Here is a 16,585-nt window from a genome sequence, read left to right on the forward strand (position 1 = left end):
CTGCTCAGTGCAGACGAGACAGTGATTGTCAAGATGTACTCCATATCAGAATCCAGTTAGAGTTGCTGTGCAAGACTTAGAGGTTGGGTTCATCAGGCCGGTGTTACAGTCGGTATGGTTGCGTCACTCGGCAAACCGATACCAGTTCCGTTAGTGGGAACCACCACAAACCCCCTCGTAGCCGATTGGAGATCATACCCCATAGACACTTACTCTTGGCAACCGACTTCACATTCGTCTATGACGCTCGTGAAAGGATTCGTTCAGGGGATGCTCGACGCGCTCCCCTACTGTACCATCGGCGCGACGGTCGCGTACGCCTGCTGGGGGGCACTGTTCGGTGGCCACTTGTGGTTCGAATACGGGAGCGGGCAGGCGCGAGTCGGCATTCCACTGGCGCTCGGGATAGCCGTCGTCGTATGGATCGGGTTGTTCTTGCTCTTGAGTCTGAGCAGTCTCTCTCGATATCGCGACCGTGGAGAGTTACTCCCGGTCACTCGCGCGGTGGCCAGCAGGATACTGTAGACAGTCCGGGAGTAACAGTGCGAGACTGTTCTCCTCAACAGAACCGTAACAGCGACCGGACGAGTGCCGTCTCGTGATTCCATCCGTGGATCTCTTGCAGCACGAAGATGCGAAAGAGAGTGACCATCTCATACCGGGTCGACTTCGCGTAGCGGTCATGGGGATCGAATCTGAAGTAGGCCAGCGGTAGCGAACAGACGAACTGCTCGATTGAGTCGTGGCTCTCGTGGGCGAACCACGCGCCCGAAACCGTTCGGATATCCGATTCCAATCTTGCAAGCGATGTTCGGTCGTACAGTGGTGTCGAATGATACGCCGGCCACTCGACGTACGATCGTCGAGCGATACCTCGAAAGACCGTTCGACGAGAGACAGGAGTCGAAGCCACTACCTGAGAGTCAGTAGGACACGCACAAGAATTCGTCCAGATCAACAGAGGGCTGGACGACTACTACAACAAGTGGCCGTACCCTTTGCGTTCGAGTTCGGCTTCCAGTTCGACGTGCATCGCTTCGACGGTCTCCTCGCCGAAGTGCTGACCCGTCATCGCTCCCGACATCTCCGCGATTTCAGCGTGCCACTCGCGGACTGCGTCCGCAAGGGCCGCGAGGAGTTCTTCCTCCGTCTTGTCTGCTCCATCAATTTCCTCGACGACCTGCCACCCCGGCTGAAAGTTTTCGAGGACGTATCCTGTCTCCTTGAACTGAATCGCGAACCGCTCGCAGACTGCTCCGAACCCGGTTTCGATGCTGAGTAACGGAAGAACGTGGACGATATCCTCGTGCTCCTCCAGTTCACGGAGGTCCGCAACGGGCACAGCGGTCTCTGGCAGTACAGAATACAGCGGATCAGGCAGAAGAGGGTCGCTCTCATCGGCCCCCGACAGCTCGTACTGATCGTCGATCGGATCGCCTTTCTCTTTCCCGACTGTAGGCTCTGTGTCACTCGGTTCATCGCTGAGAATCTCTTTCAGGATAGCGTAGAAGCGCCACTCGTCGCCGTAGTCGTAGAGATAGCAGATGCGGTCGTACTGTTCGAGACCGAGTTGACGAGTCATCTCACCGATCGTCACATCACCCGCGTTCTCGATCCGCACGGTACGTAATACCGGATCGCCACCAAGTGATTCCTCATACTCCTGCTGGCACTGGTATTTGATTGCGCTGTCCCAGTAGTCCTCGTCGTCGCCGACAAACCAGAGATGCCCCTGATCGAGCCCGAATGCGGGGTTGATTGCTGATTGGAATTCAGCTATCGTTCTGTCTGCGCCGACGACGATATCTCGCCACAGGGATGTCGGATCGGGGTCGAACTTGACGCGAAATCGGTAGGCAGTCATCTTTGCATCTCCGTACCCGTGCGGAAGCTCGTGAGGTCGTCGATACGCTGCTCTAGGTCTTCGATCTCGTCTCGAAGTTGTTCAGCTTCGTCGTCGTCACTGGCGGCGAGACGGTCTTTCAACCCCTGGAGCCGCGATTCTTTCACGTCTTCATCGACCTCTGCTTTCCGGACGTACTCGCTTTCCTCGATGTCGTAGACATCCGATTCAGAGAGAGTGGTCACTTCGAGTGCTTCATCGACTTTCGAGCGGTCGACGCTCAGCACACGTTCACGGTCGATGCCAGCGTTCTCGAGGCGTTCCAGTACCTCCTCGTCGTCTTTGAGCGAGCGATTGCGGCGACTCGTCCGCTGGACAGAGCCGTACTGCCCGGAGACGGGGCGGTCGTGATGGAGTCGAACAAGAAGAACATCCGCGACTTCCTGCCGAAAGTCGTTCGCATCTCGCTGGACATCCGAGAGCAGCGTATAGAGGTTCACCAGCGCGTTCGTCTCCAATTCAGGGAGATCAGTCACTTCGTGACGTTCGAGTGCATCGATGAGGAGGAGCGCGTCCGAGTAGACATCCAGTCCGTCGGGTTCAGTTCGGTCCTCGTCCGTAGGTTCCTGTTCTGCGTCGACTACCTGCGTCGCCGTCGCGATCTCTGATCGGGTAATGACGCCAGCATCCTCATCGACCTCGAATCGTGGATGGACACTCCACACCGCCGGGTATGGGTCGGCATCCGGCGGGAGACGGTCAAGGTTAAACCCGTCAGGGGCGTCCTCGATTCGTCGATAGAGCGTTTCGAACTGGTCGCGCTGGAGTGGTCGCGTCTCGTCTCTATCTTCGAACTGAATGATGACGCGAGCGTCCTGCACGTCAGTAATACGAAATCGCTGATGGGAGAGCGGCGTGATGAGCGTCGCGCTCTCGGGAAGGTCGTCGAGTTCGTCGAGAAGCGTGTGCCAGCTGGCGGTGAAAGACATATACAGAGGTTGCGAGCCATCCCGACTAAATCTTGTTCACGACGCGGCTACTGGCGGATCGTCTCTTCAATAGACAGTCTGATACGTGGCTCGTCGAAACCACTGATATGGCTGAAACGTACGCACTCCGTGTTCAGGTCGGGTCACACGAGTACGACGACGAGTTCTATCTCGTCGGCGACGGATACGGAACCCCAGCAGACGTGTTAGACAACGTCGCTGCCGACCATCTCTTGCGGATCGCGAATGCGCCACGTATCGAAGAGTACCTGCTCGACGTGCTGAAGCACGGAGAGAATACAAGTAAAGCCGAATATGAGGCGACAGACAGCGATGTCGAATGCTGGATTCACGTCGACGTCTCCTACCGGAGATACGCCTTCGGTGTCGGAGACAGAGTATTCGAGTTCTCAAGCGAACCGACAAAAAGCGAAATCGCATCGACTGTCACGCAACTCCAGTCGTAAGCTATTGATTCTCGTTCAGGGGTCGAAGTGGTAGACGTAGGGGTGATCAGCTTTCCCAGCGGGCATAATCTCTTCGAGTAGCTCGCGAACCTCGGATTCAGAGGGTGCACTGGTGATAATTCGATCGTCGTAGATTGCTACATAGGCTTCGTTAAGGCCTAACTCGCGTAGTTCACGTCCCAAGCTTCGGGCACGGGCTTTCCCCATCTCTTGATGGTAAATCCGCTCCAGTTCGTCGGTTTTCTCCCGCAACTGCTCGATCTCCGACGCGTATCGTTCTCGGTTGCGCTTGTTCTTCATGTAGAAGCGCAACTCCTCGGCGTCCGTCTTTTCGTCTTCCTCGGGTGCTGGAAGCGAGTCGATAATGCCGAAGCGATGTTTGGCCTCCTCGTATTCGTCGTCGATGTCAGTACTGAGCGAGCCCCCGAAAATGATGTTCTTGACACCGATCCATCCATCATAGACGATTTCGCCTTCGAACGGCAACAGCACGACACTCGAAACCGGCACTGGAAGTGCCGACTCGTCCCACAGCTCGGCGAACGGAAGCCGAGCCGGGCGGACTGCATATGCTTGCGGCGGTTCAGTCCAATCGAGGAAGATCGCATCGTTCTCGCGATAGCGGACGACGACGAACTCACCGGCGACGAAGTCAGTCCACGCTGCGACTTGTTCGAGATCAGCCTCCGACAGGCCGGGAGGGTTCTCTTCAACGAAGTCCTCTATCAGATCCGATGTCGAGTCGCTGTACAGTGTGTTTCGGAGTGGGAGGAGCTCATCAGTGTAATGCTGTTCAAGATCAGCGACCGTTTCGATCTCTTCGATGACCTCGAAGCGGTCGTTGACATACACTAACAGATGGGCGTACAGGTCCAGAAACCGTTGCTCGCTCTCTTCAGATAGTCGTCTGTCGGCTTCACTCATTGATAGTAGACGTGTTCACAGTCACACTAGTCAGGCGTTTCGAACTCCGAGCAAGCCCGTCATCGATACTCCGAAATCGTTCGATACGGGACGTAGTAGCCAATCTCGTCGATCCACGTCGATAGCCACCCGTCAGCAGTGGCTTCATCGATTGTCCCAGCATCGATTGCAGCCAACAGAACGCCAACCGACCCGACAACGGTCACGCCGTGGTCTTTCGCAAACGATCGGGCATCTCCGTCGTCTGTCAGCAGCCGACCGTCGTGTGCGTCGGCGAGGGCGAACGCCTGTGCTTCCCCGGGGTCGAGATGCCCACCAACAACGGCTTCTCTGTTTGCGACAGTATCCGAAATCGTCGCGACTGGGATTTCGTCATCAAGCGTATCGAGTGCTTCCTGGAGATATGGGTGGTTATCAACGCCGCGTTTGAGTTCCTCACGAACGACTGGTACTGTACAGATTCCAGAGAGGGAAGCAACTACCCACAGCTGATCGATGTACGCAAAGTTCGAGAGAACAGTCGTGTTCAAGACACTCGGGTTCGCTGAGAGATCGTCACCGATCATTTAACATGGGGCTCCTCATCAGACGAGTCCCTATCATCGAATTCGAGTTCACGTGCTGCCTCTATCTCGTCGGCTGCGTCGTCTTCGTCAACAAGCCCGAGTCGAAGTGCAACACCGTGCTCACGGAGGATGTCACGCATCGTCCAGCGATCGACATCAGCGAGTCTCGCAGCATCACCGAGTGTGATCCGCTCGCGTTCGTAGAGGGCGACCGCAGCTGCAATCCGTTCGTTCTCGTGGTCCTCGAAGTATTCACGCACGAACTCGCGTAACGCATCGCTCTTGCCCCCGAACACACCAGCCTCGACGGCCCCCTCAATGAGGAGGTCGAGATCGTCTGGGTAGGAGCCGGTAATTCGTGCCATCGTTCTATCCGAGACTACGTCTTCATACTATTTATGAACTACGTCGGGATGCCATATGCATTGAGACGACCAGTCTCAACTACTGTGAGCCGGCGGTCTCAACTGAGTTCACCGTATAGAGGCGGAATCAGACTCTTCTGAGGTTGCTGTTGGGGTATTGTAGAATAGTATTCTATTTTGGAATAGTACGCTATTCAGTCGATTTTGAAGAAGCAGATTCGCGGGCTTGTTCGAACCGTTCGGCCACTTCGTCCACGAGGTCTTCCTCCACGACAGTTCGTAAGAGGGCATCAGTCATCTCCCGAACGACGATGTTCTGGTAGCCCTGCTGGTTGAGCTCGCGTTCCAGTTCGTACTTCAGCCAGGAATCGAAGTCCTCAATCGTAGCCTCTCGGGCGTAGAAAGGGCGCTGTTTGGCGGCCTCATAGCTGAACGCTGAATCTGTCATCGGGTTTCGTCGTTCGACGGGTTCCTGAGAAGGCGTCTCCGCGTAACCCCCCGATTCAGACGCGTCATCCGTATCCTGGGATTCGGCATCCGGTTCATCTTCGAGTGTCTCTCCGAGGTCGGCAAACGGATCGTCGTCAGCCATGGCGGACCACCTCCCCGGCCTCGACGATGTGCGCCAACTCGTCGAAACACTGCAACTGGTCACAGTCAGGGTCGTAGTCCAGCAGGGGTTCGCTCGCCATAGGCTTTTGTGATGCTGGTTCGGTCCCGTATGCCCGGTGAGGGTTTGAGGTCGCCAGCATCGACAGCCTCCCAGTCCGTGATCCGCGCGAAATTCGGGATACGGTCCTGAAGGTTATCGTGCGAGTTGAGACGTTCGAGGAGCTGTCGATCTTGAGTCTGCTGGTCAATACGGCTACTCAACATATTCGGAACCAGCGACAGGACATCGACGTCCATATGCTCCCGAAGCGGGGAGATCTGTCGCTCGATGGTTCGCTCCAAGCCGGCCATCGCCTCGTTCCCCGGGGCGAGCGGAAGCACCAAGTTCGCCGTCGCGACGAGCGCGTTGTCCGTGAGTCGGGATCGGTACGCCGGCGAATCCGTGACGATATAATCATACGTGTCCCCGAGGAGTGGATCTACTACTTCCCGTTTGAGCAGCGCAGAAGGTTGGAACACGTCGCCGACGACGATTTCCCGCTCGACCTGTTCTAAGTCCTCGCTGGACGGGAGAATATCGAACTCGTAGCTGGTATCGTAGACAACAGAAGTCGGGTCAGCATCGTCGAAGAAGACGTCGCCGATGGTTTCCTCGGTATTGTGATACTGGTCATCAAAGCCTAAGCCGACGGAGGCATGGCCGTTCGGGTCAAGGTCAATGAGGAGCACATCGTGATCCTGTGCGGCCAGCTGTCGAGCGAGGTTGACAGCGATCGTCGATTTGCCGACGCCTCCCTTCAGCATACATACCGAAACAGCCCGAGAGTTCCCATCGGTCTGTACCGAATTATATGGGCTATTCGGGCTATTCGTCCTATCTATGCGATTCTTGCTATCTGAACCACTCATACTATTCAGCAATATCAACCCCTCTCAACTTAACTCTGTGGTGAATAGTATGAATAGTTTTCTATTCTAAAACAATACTCTACTCTAAAATAGACTACTACTCCGAAATAGTTAGAATAGATTCAGTGAACATGCTCAGGAGACGAGCTCCGGCATCCACAATTTCACCAGACCATGGATACACGTGAACGAACAAATCGTAATCTAACGATTGCGTCACTTGCAAGAGTGATGCTTCTCTCCCATCCATAGATCTCTAAGATGTATTATTTCATAAATGCCATAGACGGTATTCACAACTTTAAGCTGCAACTACATTTCTTTCGAGCTCAGCTGCTTAGTTAACCAACAAAACTTTGCCTGTGGCCACAATGTTGGTTAATAAAGGGTGACGCAAATGTCCTACGAACCCCCGACGCCGCCGGCGGAACTACCGACAGAGATCGTCAACACGCTCAACGGCTACTCCCCAGACCAGCTCCAGCATGTCGCCCGCTACTCCAGAGAATTGGCAGAGTACAAAGCTCGTGAAGCGCGCCTCGAAAATGAATCGAATGACGACGAGATCGACGAACGACCGGATGACCTTCCGGATGACGTACCGTCGAAAGCCACGATCACAATCAAAGAGATCAACGACAACCGCTACTACTACTGGCAGTGGCGAGAGGGGGATACGGTGACTTCCAAATACAAAGGGCCGGTTAATTCAGACGAGTGAGCCGACTGGGGGTCAATTGATTCGAGAATCTCCGATGCTCGTCTTCACTGCATCGATTTTCGTACGACCCCGAGGCATTCGGTCTGTTCCGTCTGTAGAGCGGACCTCGGTTACCTCGCCAGGCCAATAGCGAACACATCGATAAAGGTGTGTCCCCCTTCATACAGCAATACAAAACCATTTCGATAGCGAAATCCCGCGGAGAACCAATCGAGGATTGAGTTTCGAGTAAAGCTAACGAAAAAACCGAAATAGTGGGAACCAGACCAGAATATATTGAATTGAATTTTTCAGCTGTTTCGAGTGTTTTCCCGTCCGAATACACTTCGATAGAGGTGTGTCATAACAAGCAAACTGATAGTGAACGGTGGCAGAACGTTACTAGAGGTGAAACCGACTACGACGGCAATCCATGCAAACACCTCTCAGATACACATCGATAGAGGGGTGTCCCCAGCGTTCTCGATCGAAAGCAATTGAGGCCTAGTCAAGTTTCGTTTCGCGTCTGGGCTCGTACCACCGAGGTGACCTCACTCTCCGAGACCCTCTCAAGACGGGAGTCCTCACGTAGAGTCTCCAAGATGGTTTCCGGCCGTTCGCCGAACTGGAATTCGAGAAACATCCCGGAACTGGGGCCGTGGCTCCGTCGCTCGAAGTCCACGAGAGAATACGTCGTCAACTCCTTCATCTTGTTCACGTACGACTCCTGTTGATATTGGTCCGCCTCGATCGAGTCAGTCAGGTACTGATACACCCGATAGCCAGTCGTACTTCGGGCCGTCCCGTCATTCGTCTCGACAGCGACAGCCGCCGTCGCGTACAGGCAGAGTTTCTTCTGTGTGGTGATACCGCGAACGACCTCAAGGACGCGGTTCTTCTCGACTTTGTCCTGGGCTTCCCGAACGTGTTGTTCGCGAACGCGCTCGTCGCCTTCGCGTTCGGCAAGTTCACCAGCGACTCGCATCAGGTCGATCGCTTTCCGTGCGTCACCGTGCGTCTGGGCGGCGAACGCCGCTGCCAGCGGAATGACTTCCTCCCCGACGACGCCGTCGTGGAAGGCGTCTTGGCGGCGACGAAGGATCGCTTGGAGTTGGTTCGCGTCGTAATCGTCGAAGTGGACGTCCTCGGGCGTGAACGAGCTCAGTGCACGACTGCCGACAGATTCCATCATCTTCGTGTCGTTCGAGATGGCAACCACGGAGATGTGCGCAGTGATATCGTCGTCGGCACCGGCCCGCGACAGCTGGTAGAGCAGTCGGGAAAACGCAGGATCCTGCTTATCGCGGCGACCGACGAGCATGTCCAGTTCGTCGAGAACGAAGACGACGGAATCGAAATTTTCGTTGACGATGCGGTAGAGTTCGTCCCATTTCTCTTTGGTCGCCACACCGTGTTTTGGGACTTCGACGTCAACACCGGCCTCAGTCGCGGCTTGTTGAGCGAGTTCGTAGACTGCGACGCCGAGCGTATCGAGATCCTGGCAGTTGACTTCGATCGTGCCGAACTCGATATCCCGGGAACCACAGAGCCGACTGATGTTCTTGCAGACAGCCTTCGTGATGAGTGACTTTCCAGTCCCGGAGGGCCCATAGAGGAAGAGGTTCGGGGGCCGATTGTCCCCAAGCGCGACGCGAAGCATCTTTGTGACTTTTTGGAGTTGTTCATCGCGACCGACGATGCGGTCCTCAACAACGACATAGTTCGGATCAAGGAGTGACCGATCACGGATGAGCCCTTCTTGTTCGTCGAACTCTAGAAGCATGTCCTCGATAGACTGCGACCCTGAATCTTGTTTCGTATTGAGTGGCTCGCCAAACGGCGGACTATCGGGAGATTCCGCGGTCGGGTCCGTGTCAGGAGGTTCCGTTGAAAGGTCCGCTTGCGTTGAGATCTCCTTCTCCGATGATTCCTGATCAGTGCTGGAACCGTCGGATTCGTGAGTACCCATGTGGGCGGCAACACAAGCAGGGACTAAAAATCTTCCCACCTTTGTCGATGTGTGATTTAGGGATTCAGTTGATGACACTTAGGATTAGAGCGGTCTAAGATAGTTTTACGGTAGTTTTCCGAAGAGGGATAACGATATGTTTCAGGAAGAGATTCAGAAAGAATGGGTGAGAGACACACCCCTCTATCGAAGTGTTCGTAGCTACCGGTGTGGGGGGGGCTTCAAAATAAGGAAACGAAAACTAAATTGACGATAGCGAGTCTTCGATTAACAGAATTCAGGTTAGAGAGTCTGAACCTGATTTCTATGAGGTATCAATGTGATTGGGTTGGATTCTTTTCTTCATTCTTCTTCTAGCTTACTAGAAGAGACACTCACACACACACCTCTATCGATGTGTTCGATGTGTTCGCTTGGCTTCTATTTCCTATTCTTTGTGTCCAATTTGAATATCCATCATAATATTGCTATCTTGTGTCTACAGATCTTCTATTGCTTGATATCTCTCGTATTCTCGTTTGATCACTCTGCTTCAGTCTGCTCAACATTTCTTGTGCTATTGTATTAGCCTGGCCTGAACACATCGATAGAGGTGTGTCTGTCTTTTCGAGTTAGCTTTGCTCGATTTTCTCCTCAATTTTGGTATGGCTTGAGAATCTGTGTTCCCCTACACTCTGTTGGAACACATCGATAGAGGGGTATCTCCATATTTGCCATAGGACAGCTGTACTGTGCCGTCATCGTGCTTTACGGTTTCGAGTTTAACCAACATTTCCCCGCGATGGACGCTTTCCGTTGGTTAATAATTGTCGGGAGCGTCTCATAGTAAGATCTCCACGGAGTTCGTGAATCGATCAGTACAGGCGAACTATTTACCGGCGTTCGGAGGGCCGAATCGGTCGGCAATAGCGATTCCCAGATACCCTCCAAGAACCATCCCCACGAACGGCGGAATCGCGTCGGTAATTGTCTCAACCCCGAACAAGTTCAATAGACCTGAGAGGTCGATAGCGATTGCGAGCGCGGCAAGCACAACTAACGACAGGAGTAACTGCGGTCTGACCAAGGAGAGACTATCCGACTGCCGATTGTCTGTAGCCACAGATGATTGATGGTTGCTTCACCTGATAAACCTTCGTTCAATACGCACTCTTCAGCGATCGCCCGTTTCAGACGAGAATAAGGATTTCAACAGAGCTGTTCGCTTCGATTCTGGTATCTCTGGTTTGAGGCACTAATTCGCCAAAATCCCTTCCTCTATACAGTGTCATTCCATGCATTTTGATGATTTGTGATGTGTTCTATGTATAATTCCTTGGACCCCTCTACAGAGTCTTACCTAACATTAATGGATTTTCGGCACGAGTCTGTTAGGTAAGACCCGAGAGATGAGTTCAGAACTCCCCACCGCTCCCGATTCACTGCCGAAGTACATCGTCGAGGGCATCCCGAAACAGAGCAACGAATCGTTGCGAGATCTCCAGGCTTGGATCGACCAGTTGATTGAGTACCGTGAAGCTGTTTCTGCCGAGGATATCGAAGCAGACGACGGAGAAGAGATTGAAGAAGTGGATGAGAGTGGCGGCACTACGACAGTAATAAAGCGCGTGGATTGTGGGAAGGATGCCTGTACAAAGTGTCCGGAAACAAAGCATGGCCCGTATCGCTACGAGGTTTCGCGTCAGGGAGGCAAACTCGTCTGGGACTACAAAGGCCCTGTCGAAGGTTGATATCCTCCACGGCCTGTAATGGTTCACAGAAGAGTTGGACGGCAGAGGGAGTTGAGGCCATACTCAATCACTAGCCGATGATGAACGCTCATCTAGCACTACCAGTCGTTCCTCGATGATTTGCTCCTGCGATCGATTCAAACAGCAACCAGCTGTGAGCTCTCAGTTGAGAGCACCAGATGCAAAGTATAGAATCTACAAGTTCCTAAGATATCTTCGGCCGCGCCTTCAAATACTATGGCGCGTCCACTCTCGCCATGCCACCGACAGACGATCTCCACCCCCAGGATTGGCTGATAATCGTCCAGGCGCTTGACGAACTTGCTGAAGAGCTCACCTACTGCGGCCGGAAACCGCCACGCGCCGAACGCGCCAGGAACCTCGCCGATCACTTCGCTGCCCAGAACGGAATACACCGTGACGCGATTCAAACCCAACTCGACCCCACTTGGCACGGCCCAGCTGACGGTCGCGAACGGTAGCTACACGCTCGCACTACCGGACGATTCGGCATCGTGGTCGGTAAGCCGAATCCACACGAATCCGATCGTCCCGCCGGCACACCTATCCGACCGTCGCCCGTCCGTGAACATATGGATGGCAGACGTCTTCTCGTGGTTCTCGTCGTCGGAGTCCTGCTGGCACTAGCCGGCTGCAGTGGGACGACGACGGACGCCACGCCTGCAGAGACCCTGATCGAGACGACGACACTCACCGACGCCACTACGCCGACGGCCAGCCCAGCGACTACGCCCGGCGAGACATCGTCCACCACTCCGACCGACCCCGACGGTACGCTGTCGGTCCACTATCTCAACGTTGGCCAGGGCTCGGCGACCCTCGTCGTCGGGCCGACCGGCGAGACGATGCTAATTGATTCCGGTGACTGGCGCGATGATGGTGAGATTGTCCTCGATTATCTTCGCCAGCTCGATATCGACGGCCTCGACTACCTCGTCACCTCCCATGCTGACGCCGACCACATCGGCGGCCACGCGGCTGTCATCGAATACTTTGAGACCGAAGGCGAAGGTATCGGCGCCGTGTATGATCCCGGGATCACCTCGACGTCGAATACCTATGAACGCTATCTTGACGCGATCGAAGACTACAACGTCACCCTCTATCAGACCCGTGCCGGCGACGAGATCCCGCTCAAGAACGTCAATGCCCAGGTTCTCGCCCCGCCTGAAGACTACATCGCCAATGGCGACCGCAACGAGAACAGCCTCGTCATGCGACTTGCCTTTGGGAAGACCAGCATGCTGTTACCCGGCGACGGTGAGACCGCCAGCGAGGAATATCTCCGGACTGAATACGGCGACGCACTCAACGTGTCCGTCCTCGCAGCCGGCCACCACGGTAGTCAGTCTAGTACTGGCGACGCGTTCCTCGATACGACCGCACCACAGATCGCCGTCATCTCCAGCGCGTACGACTCGCAGTACGGCCACCCCGACGAAGCCGTCCTTCAGCGCCTCGCCGAGCGGTCAATCCGCACGTACTGGACGGCGACTCACGGGAATATCCAGCTGCGAACGAACGGTTCGGCGCTCACGGTTGCCACCCAAGCTGTGGCCCCGACGTCACCGCTCGACCTTCGTGACGGCAGCCCGGTCGAGCCCGGGAATACTGACCCACTCGAAGACCGCACGATCGTCTCGACGACGGGCACGGTGACGACGCCCGTGGCAACTGACGGTGGATCGACGACGCCCACGGCAACAGAGACGCCTACAGCGACGACGACGCCGACCGCCACTGAGACACCGACAGCAACGGCCACGCCGACGGCTACTGAGAGTGGGACACTCGCGATCGCCGAGATTCACGAAGACGCTCAGGGAACCGAACGGGAGAACCTCAACGACGAGTACGTCGTCTTCGAGAACACGGGTGACGAGGCTCTCGATCTCTCCGGGTGGACGGTTGATGATGCAGCCGATCACACGTATACGTTCCCGAGCGGCTTCACACTCGATCCCGGTGCCCAGGTGACGCTGCACACCGGGAGCGGGACGGACTCGGCGACGGACCTCTACTGGGGTTCCGGAAGCCCGATCTGGAACAACGCCGGCGATACCGTCTTCGTCCACGATGACGAAGGCACGCCCGTACTCACGGAGGAATACTAATGGCGGCTGATGGAACCTTCACCGGGGTCGTTGATCGATTCGAAGCGGACCGGGCCGTGGTGTTGCTCGAAGCCGACGGCGAGACGATCGACGAAATCGTCCTAGACAAAGACCGATTGCCCGAAGACGGACGCCACGTCGATGCCGTGCTGACTATCGAACTTGAGGACGGTGGGATACAGGAGATCGCCTACGAAGCAGACGAGACAGAGAGCCGTTCGGAGCGGGCCCAGCGTCGATTCGATTCGCTGTCACAACGGCCACCCACCAGTGAAGACGACTCGGGCTCGACGTGAGAGTGGTCGCTGCCTTTGAAAGTGTGCCTTCTGCCCTTCCGGTGAAGAACAAGTGTTCCGACATTCTGTCGGCATCGAGGACCGAATTACCGAAAATCGAGGATTCGCTCTTGGGAAGCAGGTTGCTAGTAGCGCTGAGAATGTTCGTTTCGGGACGGGCGTGACTCCATGAGAATCCCGCTGAAAAGCCTGGAGTGTGAAGTACGAAATGGAGTCACCAAGGTCGATCTATGACACGTCTCTTGGAAGACGGGAGCGTGACAGACCTGGGATGCGAAGGAACAGGAGAATTGGGATCGCGGCCCGGCCGACCCCGGTCGGCCGTGGCCGCAAGCCCGGAGCGATGTCGTTCCGCTTCACGTATCCAGGACTCCAGAGGGAACCATGTCCACGACAACGGATCACTACCTGGGCATCGATGTCCACAAAACAGACGCCTACGTCGCTGTTATGGACGAGGAAGGCGAACTCGTCGAAGAGGTCCGCGTCGCCAACGCGGACCTCGACGAACTTGCACAGAAGTACGAAGGGAGCGAAGCGGCGCTCGAAGCGGGAAGCAACCATTTCACCATCTACGACGAGTTGGAACAGTACGTTGATGTGACGCTCGCCAATCCGGCCAAGGCCGATTGGCTCGCTACTCAGCGCCAGAAGAGTGACCGGAAGGATGCAAAGAATCTGGCACGGTATCTCCGGTTGAACGACGTGCCAGAGAGCTACGTCCCACCCGAAGAGTATCGGCGCTACCGCGCGCTTGCGCGCGGTCGCAAGAAGTTCGTTGACAAACGCAACGACTTCAAGAACGAGGTGAACTCGTTGCTCGACCGGAACGGAATCACGTACGATGGATCGTTGTGGACGGATGAAGGGCGTGAGTTCTTGGACGAACTCACGCTTGGAGAGCCGTCACAGCTGTTGTTGGAGCAGTGGTTAGAAGCGATTGATGAGTTCACGGAGAAGATTACTGAGATTCAAGCGAAGATTGAGGAAGTGGCGGTAGATGTTGAAGAAGTAGATTTGCTGATGACAGTTCCGGGAATTGCGTCGTATTCCGGTTTGATGATTCACAGCGAGATCGGCGAGGTAGAGCGGTTTGATCGTGCCGCCGAGGTAGTGAGTTACGCCGGATTAGATCCTGTAATCCGCGAGTCTGGCGACTCGCGGAGAGAAGGAGCAATCAGCAAGGAAGGCAACGGAAACTTACGCTGGATCCTCGTCCAATGTGCGAATGTTGCTGTACACAACGTGAAGGATCCGTACCTGAGTCAGTTCTACTGGCGGTTACGGAACAAGCGAAACAAACCGCACAAGGTAGCGATCGTGGCAACAGCGCGGAAGCTGTTAGTGGCGTTGTTCAACATGCTCAGGAAAAACGAACCATATGACCCACCGGAGGTGAGCGCCTGAGAGACGCCGAGGCGTCTCTCTTTGGGCGGGCCAGCGCACGATGAGCGGCTGGTGTGTCGTGTGAAGATGCCCCCGCACGGCGGATGTGGAGACGCCTGATCGGACTGCTTGGTGTGGCTTTTCTCTCGTAGGACCGCTCGGGACATGCTCACCCAGAAAATCTAAGCATCTCGACGTGGTTTGTTCAGATAGCGGGATTCTCAGCGATGTCATAGAAAGCTTTGCACGGCCAGTCTATCCGACTTTTGTCAAGATTTCCGTGCAAGATACAGCGCGCGTATCTTGCACGGAGCAACTTCCAGAAACAGCCATCCCCAATTGATCAATATAGGGAAAGCACGTATCGCTCAATACAGCACGAACTCTTTCCCAGTCGTCACGGGTGTGGCCGGTCTGGAAAGGAAGGTGGTCAGCCTATTTCACGGGCATTGGCCGAAACAGAATCGTGTTCGCCGTGAGTTGGAACCGAAACCAGAGCGACGTTCCTGAAAATCTCCCTCGCTCATCATCAGCATCCAGTTTCGCCGTAGTCTGTGTTGTTGGCTCGTGAACCGAAGATGAAAGCGTCACCGAGTATGGGAGTCGCTCTTCTGCCCATTCTCCGGTGACACGGAACGCCTCGCCGTGAACCACATCCTGAACTGTATGGTCGTCTTGATATATTTCTGCCCCATCTTTCTCGACGCTCACCGTGACTGAAAGTGGCTGGTACTGCTCTGCAGTCGAGAGTGACTCGACGATGACGCCAGCGAACGCGAAACGAGGATTCCTAGCTCGTTGCTCGTTCCGATAGGTATTGCAACCTGCAAGACCAGCAAGGGCGGCCCCAGAGAGGCCAAGGAGGGTTCGACGGTTCATACAATTCATACTCTATCGGTGAGCAAATATCTTCTGCTAAGCCCAACCTGTACTGTTAGACCCGCACGCCTGCCTACCGGTTGTTTCAGTAACGGGATCGGCGAACTAACCGTGCTTTAGCAGAATTCCCGGGATACGGATTCACCGGAACCAAATTTCGAGCTCCGCATTAGTCCGTCTCGTCCTCCTCGTCGTCTTCGGGTTCACTCCCCCACGTTTCCACGCGACCGGGATCCTCCTTGACCATGAATTCCTCGTCATACTCCGGTTCCTCCCCACGATCAACAACTGACTCGCCAAACGGGTCTTGATACGGCGTCTGGGCATCCAGCCGGGCTAACTCCTCCGTATGCGCGTCAACCCAGTCCAGTAACTCCGGCAACTCATTCTCAACATTCTGCTGATAATCAAGAATCGTCCGCACAGCATGGATGAGCCCCTGATTCTCCATTCGCCGCGCGACACGCTTCCCACGCGTCGTAATCCGGTACTCGTTGCTCACACTGGACTCCTCCGGCGTCATCCCCGGGACAACCAGCCCTAACCCCCGCCCTTCAGTGAGCCGCCGAGTCAACGTTGACGAACTGATCGTCAGTCGGTCGTCTAAGTCACTGAACCGCTGCCCATCTTCCATCGAGAGCAACGTGAGAATGCCGAGTGCGCCGCGTTTCTGAAGGAACCCACTAATCGACTCAGCGTCGGGCATTCACTACACTCTTCCAAATCAACCCTCTTAGAAACCGAAGATACCTTCGAATCAAATTCCAATTCGTTCCGAATCCTCGTTACGATTGGAAAGTGCTGTACGGTTCCCG

Annotated in this window: 18 protein-coding genes and 2 pseudogenes; 8 read left to right on the top strand and 12 right to left on the bottom strand. The window is 55.1% G+C overall.

Going from position 1 to position 16,585, the window contains the following annotated elements; all coding sequences use genetic code 11:
• Positions 1-240 precede the first annotated feature (240 nt).
• Positions 241-525, top strand: coding sequence for a hypothetical protein (locus tag HTIA_RS14275; RefSeq protein WP_008524884.1), 285 nt, complete (start codon positions 241-243; stop codon positions 523-525).
• Between the two features lie 49 nt (positions 526-574).
• Here HTIA_RS14275 and HTIA_RS14280 read toward each other — a convergent pair.
• The 3 genes and pseudogenes from HTIA_RS14280 to HTIA_RS14290 form a co-directional block, all read right to left on the bottom strand.
• Positions 575-913: pseudogene (locus HTIA_RS14280) on the bottom strand (transposase); the annotation flags it as partial.
• A 63-nt stretch (positions 914-976) separates the two neighbouring features.
• A complete protein-coding gene (locus HTIA_RS14285; RefSeq protein ID WP_008524888.1) occupies positions 977-1,864 on the bottom strand; it encodes an IS1096 element passenger TnpR family protein in 888 nt (295 codons plus the stop codon).
• Positions 1,861-2,832: a hypothetical protein gene (locus HTIA_RS14290; RefSeq protein ID WP_008524889.1), complete on the bottom strand. Its 972-nt coding sequence runs from the start codon at positions 2,830-2,832 to the stop codon at positions 1,861-1,863. The genes HTIA_RS14285 and HTIA_RS14290 overlap by 4 nt, the downstream gene beginning before the upstream one ends.
• A gap of 107 nt (positions 2,833-2,939) precedes the next feature.
• Between HTIA_RS14290 and HTIA_RS14295 the strand changes: the two genes are divergently transcribed.
• Positions 2,940-3,299 carry a hypothetical protein gene (locus tag HTIA_RS14295; RefSeq protein WP_008524890.1) on the top strand — a complete coding sequence of 120 codons (360 nt, stop codon included), beginning with the start codon at positions 2,940-2,942 and terminating at the stop codon, positions 3,297-3,299.
• A 15-nt stretch (positions 3,300-3,314) separates the two neighbouring features.
• Here the strand turns inward: HTIA_RS14295 and HTIA_RS14300 are convergent, their stop codons facing one another.
• From HTIA_RS14300 to HTIA_RS14320, 5 genes and pseudogenes are all read right to left on the bottom strand, one after another.
• A complete protein-coding gene (locus HTIA_RS14300) occupies positions 3,315-4,223 on the bottom strand; it encodes a hypothetical protein (protein ID WP_008524891.1) in 909 nt (302 codons plus the stop codon).
• A gap of 59 nt (positions 4,224-4,282) precedes the next feature.
• Entirely contained in the window at positions 4,283-4,789 is a 507-nt protein-coding gene (locus HTIA_RS14305) for a twitching motility protein PilT (protein WP_008524892.1), read from the bottom strand.
• Positions 4,786-5,154, bottom strand: a complete 369-nt coding sequence (locus HTIA_RS14310) for a UPF0175 family protein (RefSeq protein ID WP_008524893.1) — start codon at positions 5,152-5,154, stop codon at positions 4,786-4,788. The genes HTIA_RS14305 and HTIA_RS14310 overlap by 4 nt, the downstream gene beginning before the upstream one ends.
• 190 nt (positions 5,155-5,344) lie before the next feature.
• Positions 5,345-5,746, bottom strand: coding sequence for a hypothetical protein (locus HTIA_RS14315; RefSeq protein WP_008524894.1), 402 nt, complete (start codon positions 5,744-5,746; stop codon positions 5,345-5,347).
• Positions 5,739-6,570 (bottom strand): annotated as a pseudogene (locus HTIA_RS14320) (ParA family protein). Before HTIA_RS14320 ends, HTIA_RS14315 begins: the two are co-directional and overlap by 8 nt.
• Positions 6,571-7,072: 502 nt before the next feature.
• Between HTIA_RS14320 and HTIA_RS14325 the strand changes: the two are divergent.
• Positions 7,073-7,396 carry a hypothetical protein gene (locus HTIA_RS14325; RefSeq protein WP_008524895.1) on the top strand — a complete coding sequence of 108 codons (324 nt, stop codon included), beginning with the start codon at positions 7,073-7,075 and terminating at the stop codon, positions 7,394-7,396.
• Between the two features lie 487 nt (positions 7,397-7,883).
• On the opposite strand, the gene HTIA_RS14330 is transcribed toward HTIA_RS14325, so the two are convergent.
• Together HTIA_RS14330 and HTIA_RS14335 are read right to left on the bottom strand one after the other, a co-directional pair.
• Entirely contained in the window at positions 7,884-9,158 is a 1,275-nt protein-coding gene (locus HTIA_RS14330; RefSeq protein ID WP_394324559.1) for an orc1/cdc6 family replication initiation protein, read from the bottom strand.
• Positions 9,159-10,212: 1,054 nt separating this feature from the next.
• Positions 10,213-10,446, bottom strand: a complete 234-nt coding sequence (locus HTIA_RS14335; protein ID WP_021029714.1) for a hypothetical protein — start codon at positions 10,444-10,446, stop codon at positions 10,213-10,215.
• Between the two features lie 286 nt (positions 10,447-10,732).
• On the opposite strand from HTIA_RS14335, the gene HTIA_RS14340 reads away from it, so the two are divergent.
• The 5 genes from HTIA_RS14340 to HTIA_RS14360 all read left to right on the top strand — a co-directional run bounded on the left by HTIA_RS14340 (position 10,733) and on the right by HTIA_RS14360 (position 14,912).
• Positions 10,733-11,074: a hypothetical protein gene (locus tag HTIA_RS14340; RefSeq protein ID WP_008524900.1), complete on the top strand. Its 342-nt coding sequence runs from the start codon at positions 10,733-10,735 to the stop codon at positions 11,072-11,074.
• Between the two features lie 257 nt (positions 11,075-11,331).
• Positions 11,332-11,556, top strand: coding sequence for a hypothetical protein (locus tag HTIA_RS16025; RefSeq protein ID WP_008524902.1), 225 nt, complete (start codon positions 11,332-11,334; stop codon positions 11,554-11,556).
• Positions 11,557-11,667: 111 nt separating this feature from the next.
• The gene (locus tag HTIA_RS14350) at positions 11,668-13,209 is read left to right on the top strand and encodes a lamin tail domain-containing protein (protein WP_008524905.1); all 1,542 of its coding nucleotides are present in this window, start codon (positions 11,668-11,670) and stop codon (positions 13,207-13,209) included.
• Positions 13,209-13,505, top strand: a complete 297-nt coding sequence (locus HTIA_RS14355) for a DUF3006 domain-containing protein (RefSeq protein WP_008524907.1) — start codon at positions 13,209-13,211, stop codon at positions 13,503-13,505. The genes HTIA_RS14350 and HTIA_RS14355 overlap by 1 nt, the downstream gene beginning before the upstream one ends.
• A 384-nt stretch (positions 13,506-13,889) precedes the next feature.
• Entirely contained in the window at positions 13,890-14,912 is a 1,023-nt protein-coding gene (locus HTIA_RS14360; protein WP_008524909.1) for an IS110 family RNA-guided transposase, read from the top strand.
• Between the two features lie 414 nt (positions 14,913-15,326).
• On the opposite strand, the gene HTIA_RS16525 is transcribed toward HTIA_RS14360, so the two are convergent.
• Both HTIA_RS16525 and HTIA_RS14365 read right to left on the bottom strand, forming a co-directional pair.
• The gene (locus HTIA_RS16525; protein ID WP_021029715.1) at positions 15,327-15,770 is read right to left on the bottom strand and encodes a hypothetical protein; all 444 of its coding nucleotides are present in this window, start codon (positions 15,768-15,770) and stop codon (positions 15,327-15,329) included.
• A gap of 169 nt (positions 15,771-15,939) precedes the next feature.
• The gene (locus tag HTIA_RS14365) at positions 15,940-16,476 is read right to left on the bottom strand and encodes a MarR family winged helix-turn-helix transcriptional regulator (RefSeq protein ID WP_008524910.1); all 537 of its coding nucleotides are present in this window, start codon (positions 16,474-16,476) and stop codon (positions 15,940-15,942) included.
• Positions 16,477-16,585 lie beyond the last annotated feature (109 nt).

Source organism: Halorhabdus tiamatea SARL4B (assembly GCF_000470655.1).
GTDB classification, from domain to species: domain Archaea; phylum Halobacteriota; class Halobacteria; order Halobacteriales; family Haloarculaceae; genus Halorhabdus; species Halorhabdus tiamatea.

What these genes read in the sequence shown, in the direction of transcription:
- HTIA_RS14295 (WP_008524890.1), top strand. Translation starts at nt 2,940, where the DNA reads ATGGCTGAAACGTACGCACTCCGTGTTCAGGTCGGGTCACACGAGTAC.
- HTIA_RS14365 (WP_008524910.1), bottom strand. Translation starts at nt 16,476, where the DNA reads ATGCCCGACGCTGAGTCGATTAGTGGGTTCCTTCAGAAACGCGGCGCA.
- HTIA_RS14340 (WP_008524900.1), top strand. Translation starts at nt 10,733, where the DNA reads ATGAGTTCAGAACTCCCCACCGCTCCCGATTCACTGCCGAAGTACATC.
- HTIA_RS16025 (WP_008524902.1), top strand. Translation starts at nt 11,332, where the DNA reads ATGCCACCGACAGACGATCTCCACCCCCAGGATTGGCTGATAATCGTC.
- HTIA_RS14285 (WP_008524888.1), bottom strand. Translation starts at nt 1,864, where the DNA reads ATGACTGCCTACCGATTTCGCGTCAAGTTCGACCCCGATCCGACATCC.
- HTIA_RS14275 (WP_008524884.1), top strand. Translation starts at nt 241, where the DNA reads ATGACGCTCGTGAAAGGATTCGTTCAGGGGATGCTCGACGCGCTCCCC.
- HTIA_RS14350 (WP_008524905.1), top strand. Translation starts at nt 11,668, where the DNA reads ATGGATGGCAGACGTCTTCTCGTGGTTCTCGTCGTCGGAGTCCTGCTG.
- HTIA_RS14310 (WP_008524893.1), bottom strand. Translation starts at nt 5,154, where the DNA reads ATGGCACGAATTACCGGCTCCTACCCAGACGATCTCGACCTCCTCATT.
- HTIA_RS14325 (WP_008524895.1), top strand. Translation starts at nt 7,073, where the DNA reads ATGTCCTACGAACCCCCGACGCCGCCGGCGGAACTACCGACAGAGATC.
- HTIA_RS14300 (WP_008524891.1), bottom strand. Translation starts at nt 4,223, where the DNA reads ATGAGTGAAGCCGACAGACGACTATCTGAAGAGAGCGAGCAACGGTTT.
- HTIA_RS14290 (WP_008524889.1), bottom strand. Translation starts at nt 2,832, where the DNA reads ATGTCTTTCACCGCCAGCTGGCACACGCTTCTCGACGAACTCGACGAC.
- HTIA_RS14305 (WP_008524892.1), bottom strand. Translation starts at nt 4,789, where the DNA reads ATGATCGGTGACGATCTCTCAGCGAACCCGAGTGTCTTGAACACGACT.
- HTIA_RS16525 (WP_021029715.1), bottom strand. Translation starts at nt 15,770, where the DNA reads ATGAACCGTCGAACCCTCCTTGGCCTCTCTGGGGCCGCCCTTGCTGGT.
- HTIA_RS14360 (WP_008524909.1), top strand. Translation starts at nt 13,890, where the DNA reads ATGTCCACGACAACGGATCACTACCTGGGCATCGATGTCCACAAAACA.
- HTIA_RS14330 (WP_394324559.1), bottom strand. Translation starts at nt 9,158, where the DNA reads ATGCTTCTAGAGTTCGACGAACAAGAAGGGCTCATCCGTGATCGGTCA.
- HTIA_RS14315 (WP_008524894.1), bottom strand. Translation starts at nt 5,746, where the DNA reads ATGGCTGACGACGATCCGTTTGCCGACCTCGGAGAGACACTCGAAGAT.
- HTIA_RS14355 (WP_008524907.1), top strand. Translation starts at nt 13,209, where the DNA reads ATGGCGGCTGATGGAACCTTCACCGGGGTCGTTGATCGATTCGAAGCG.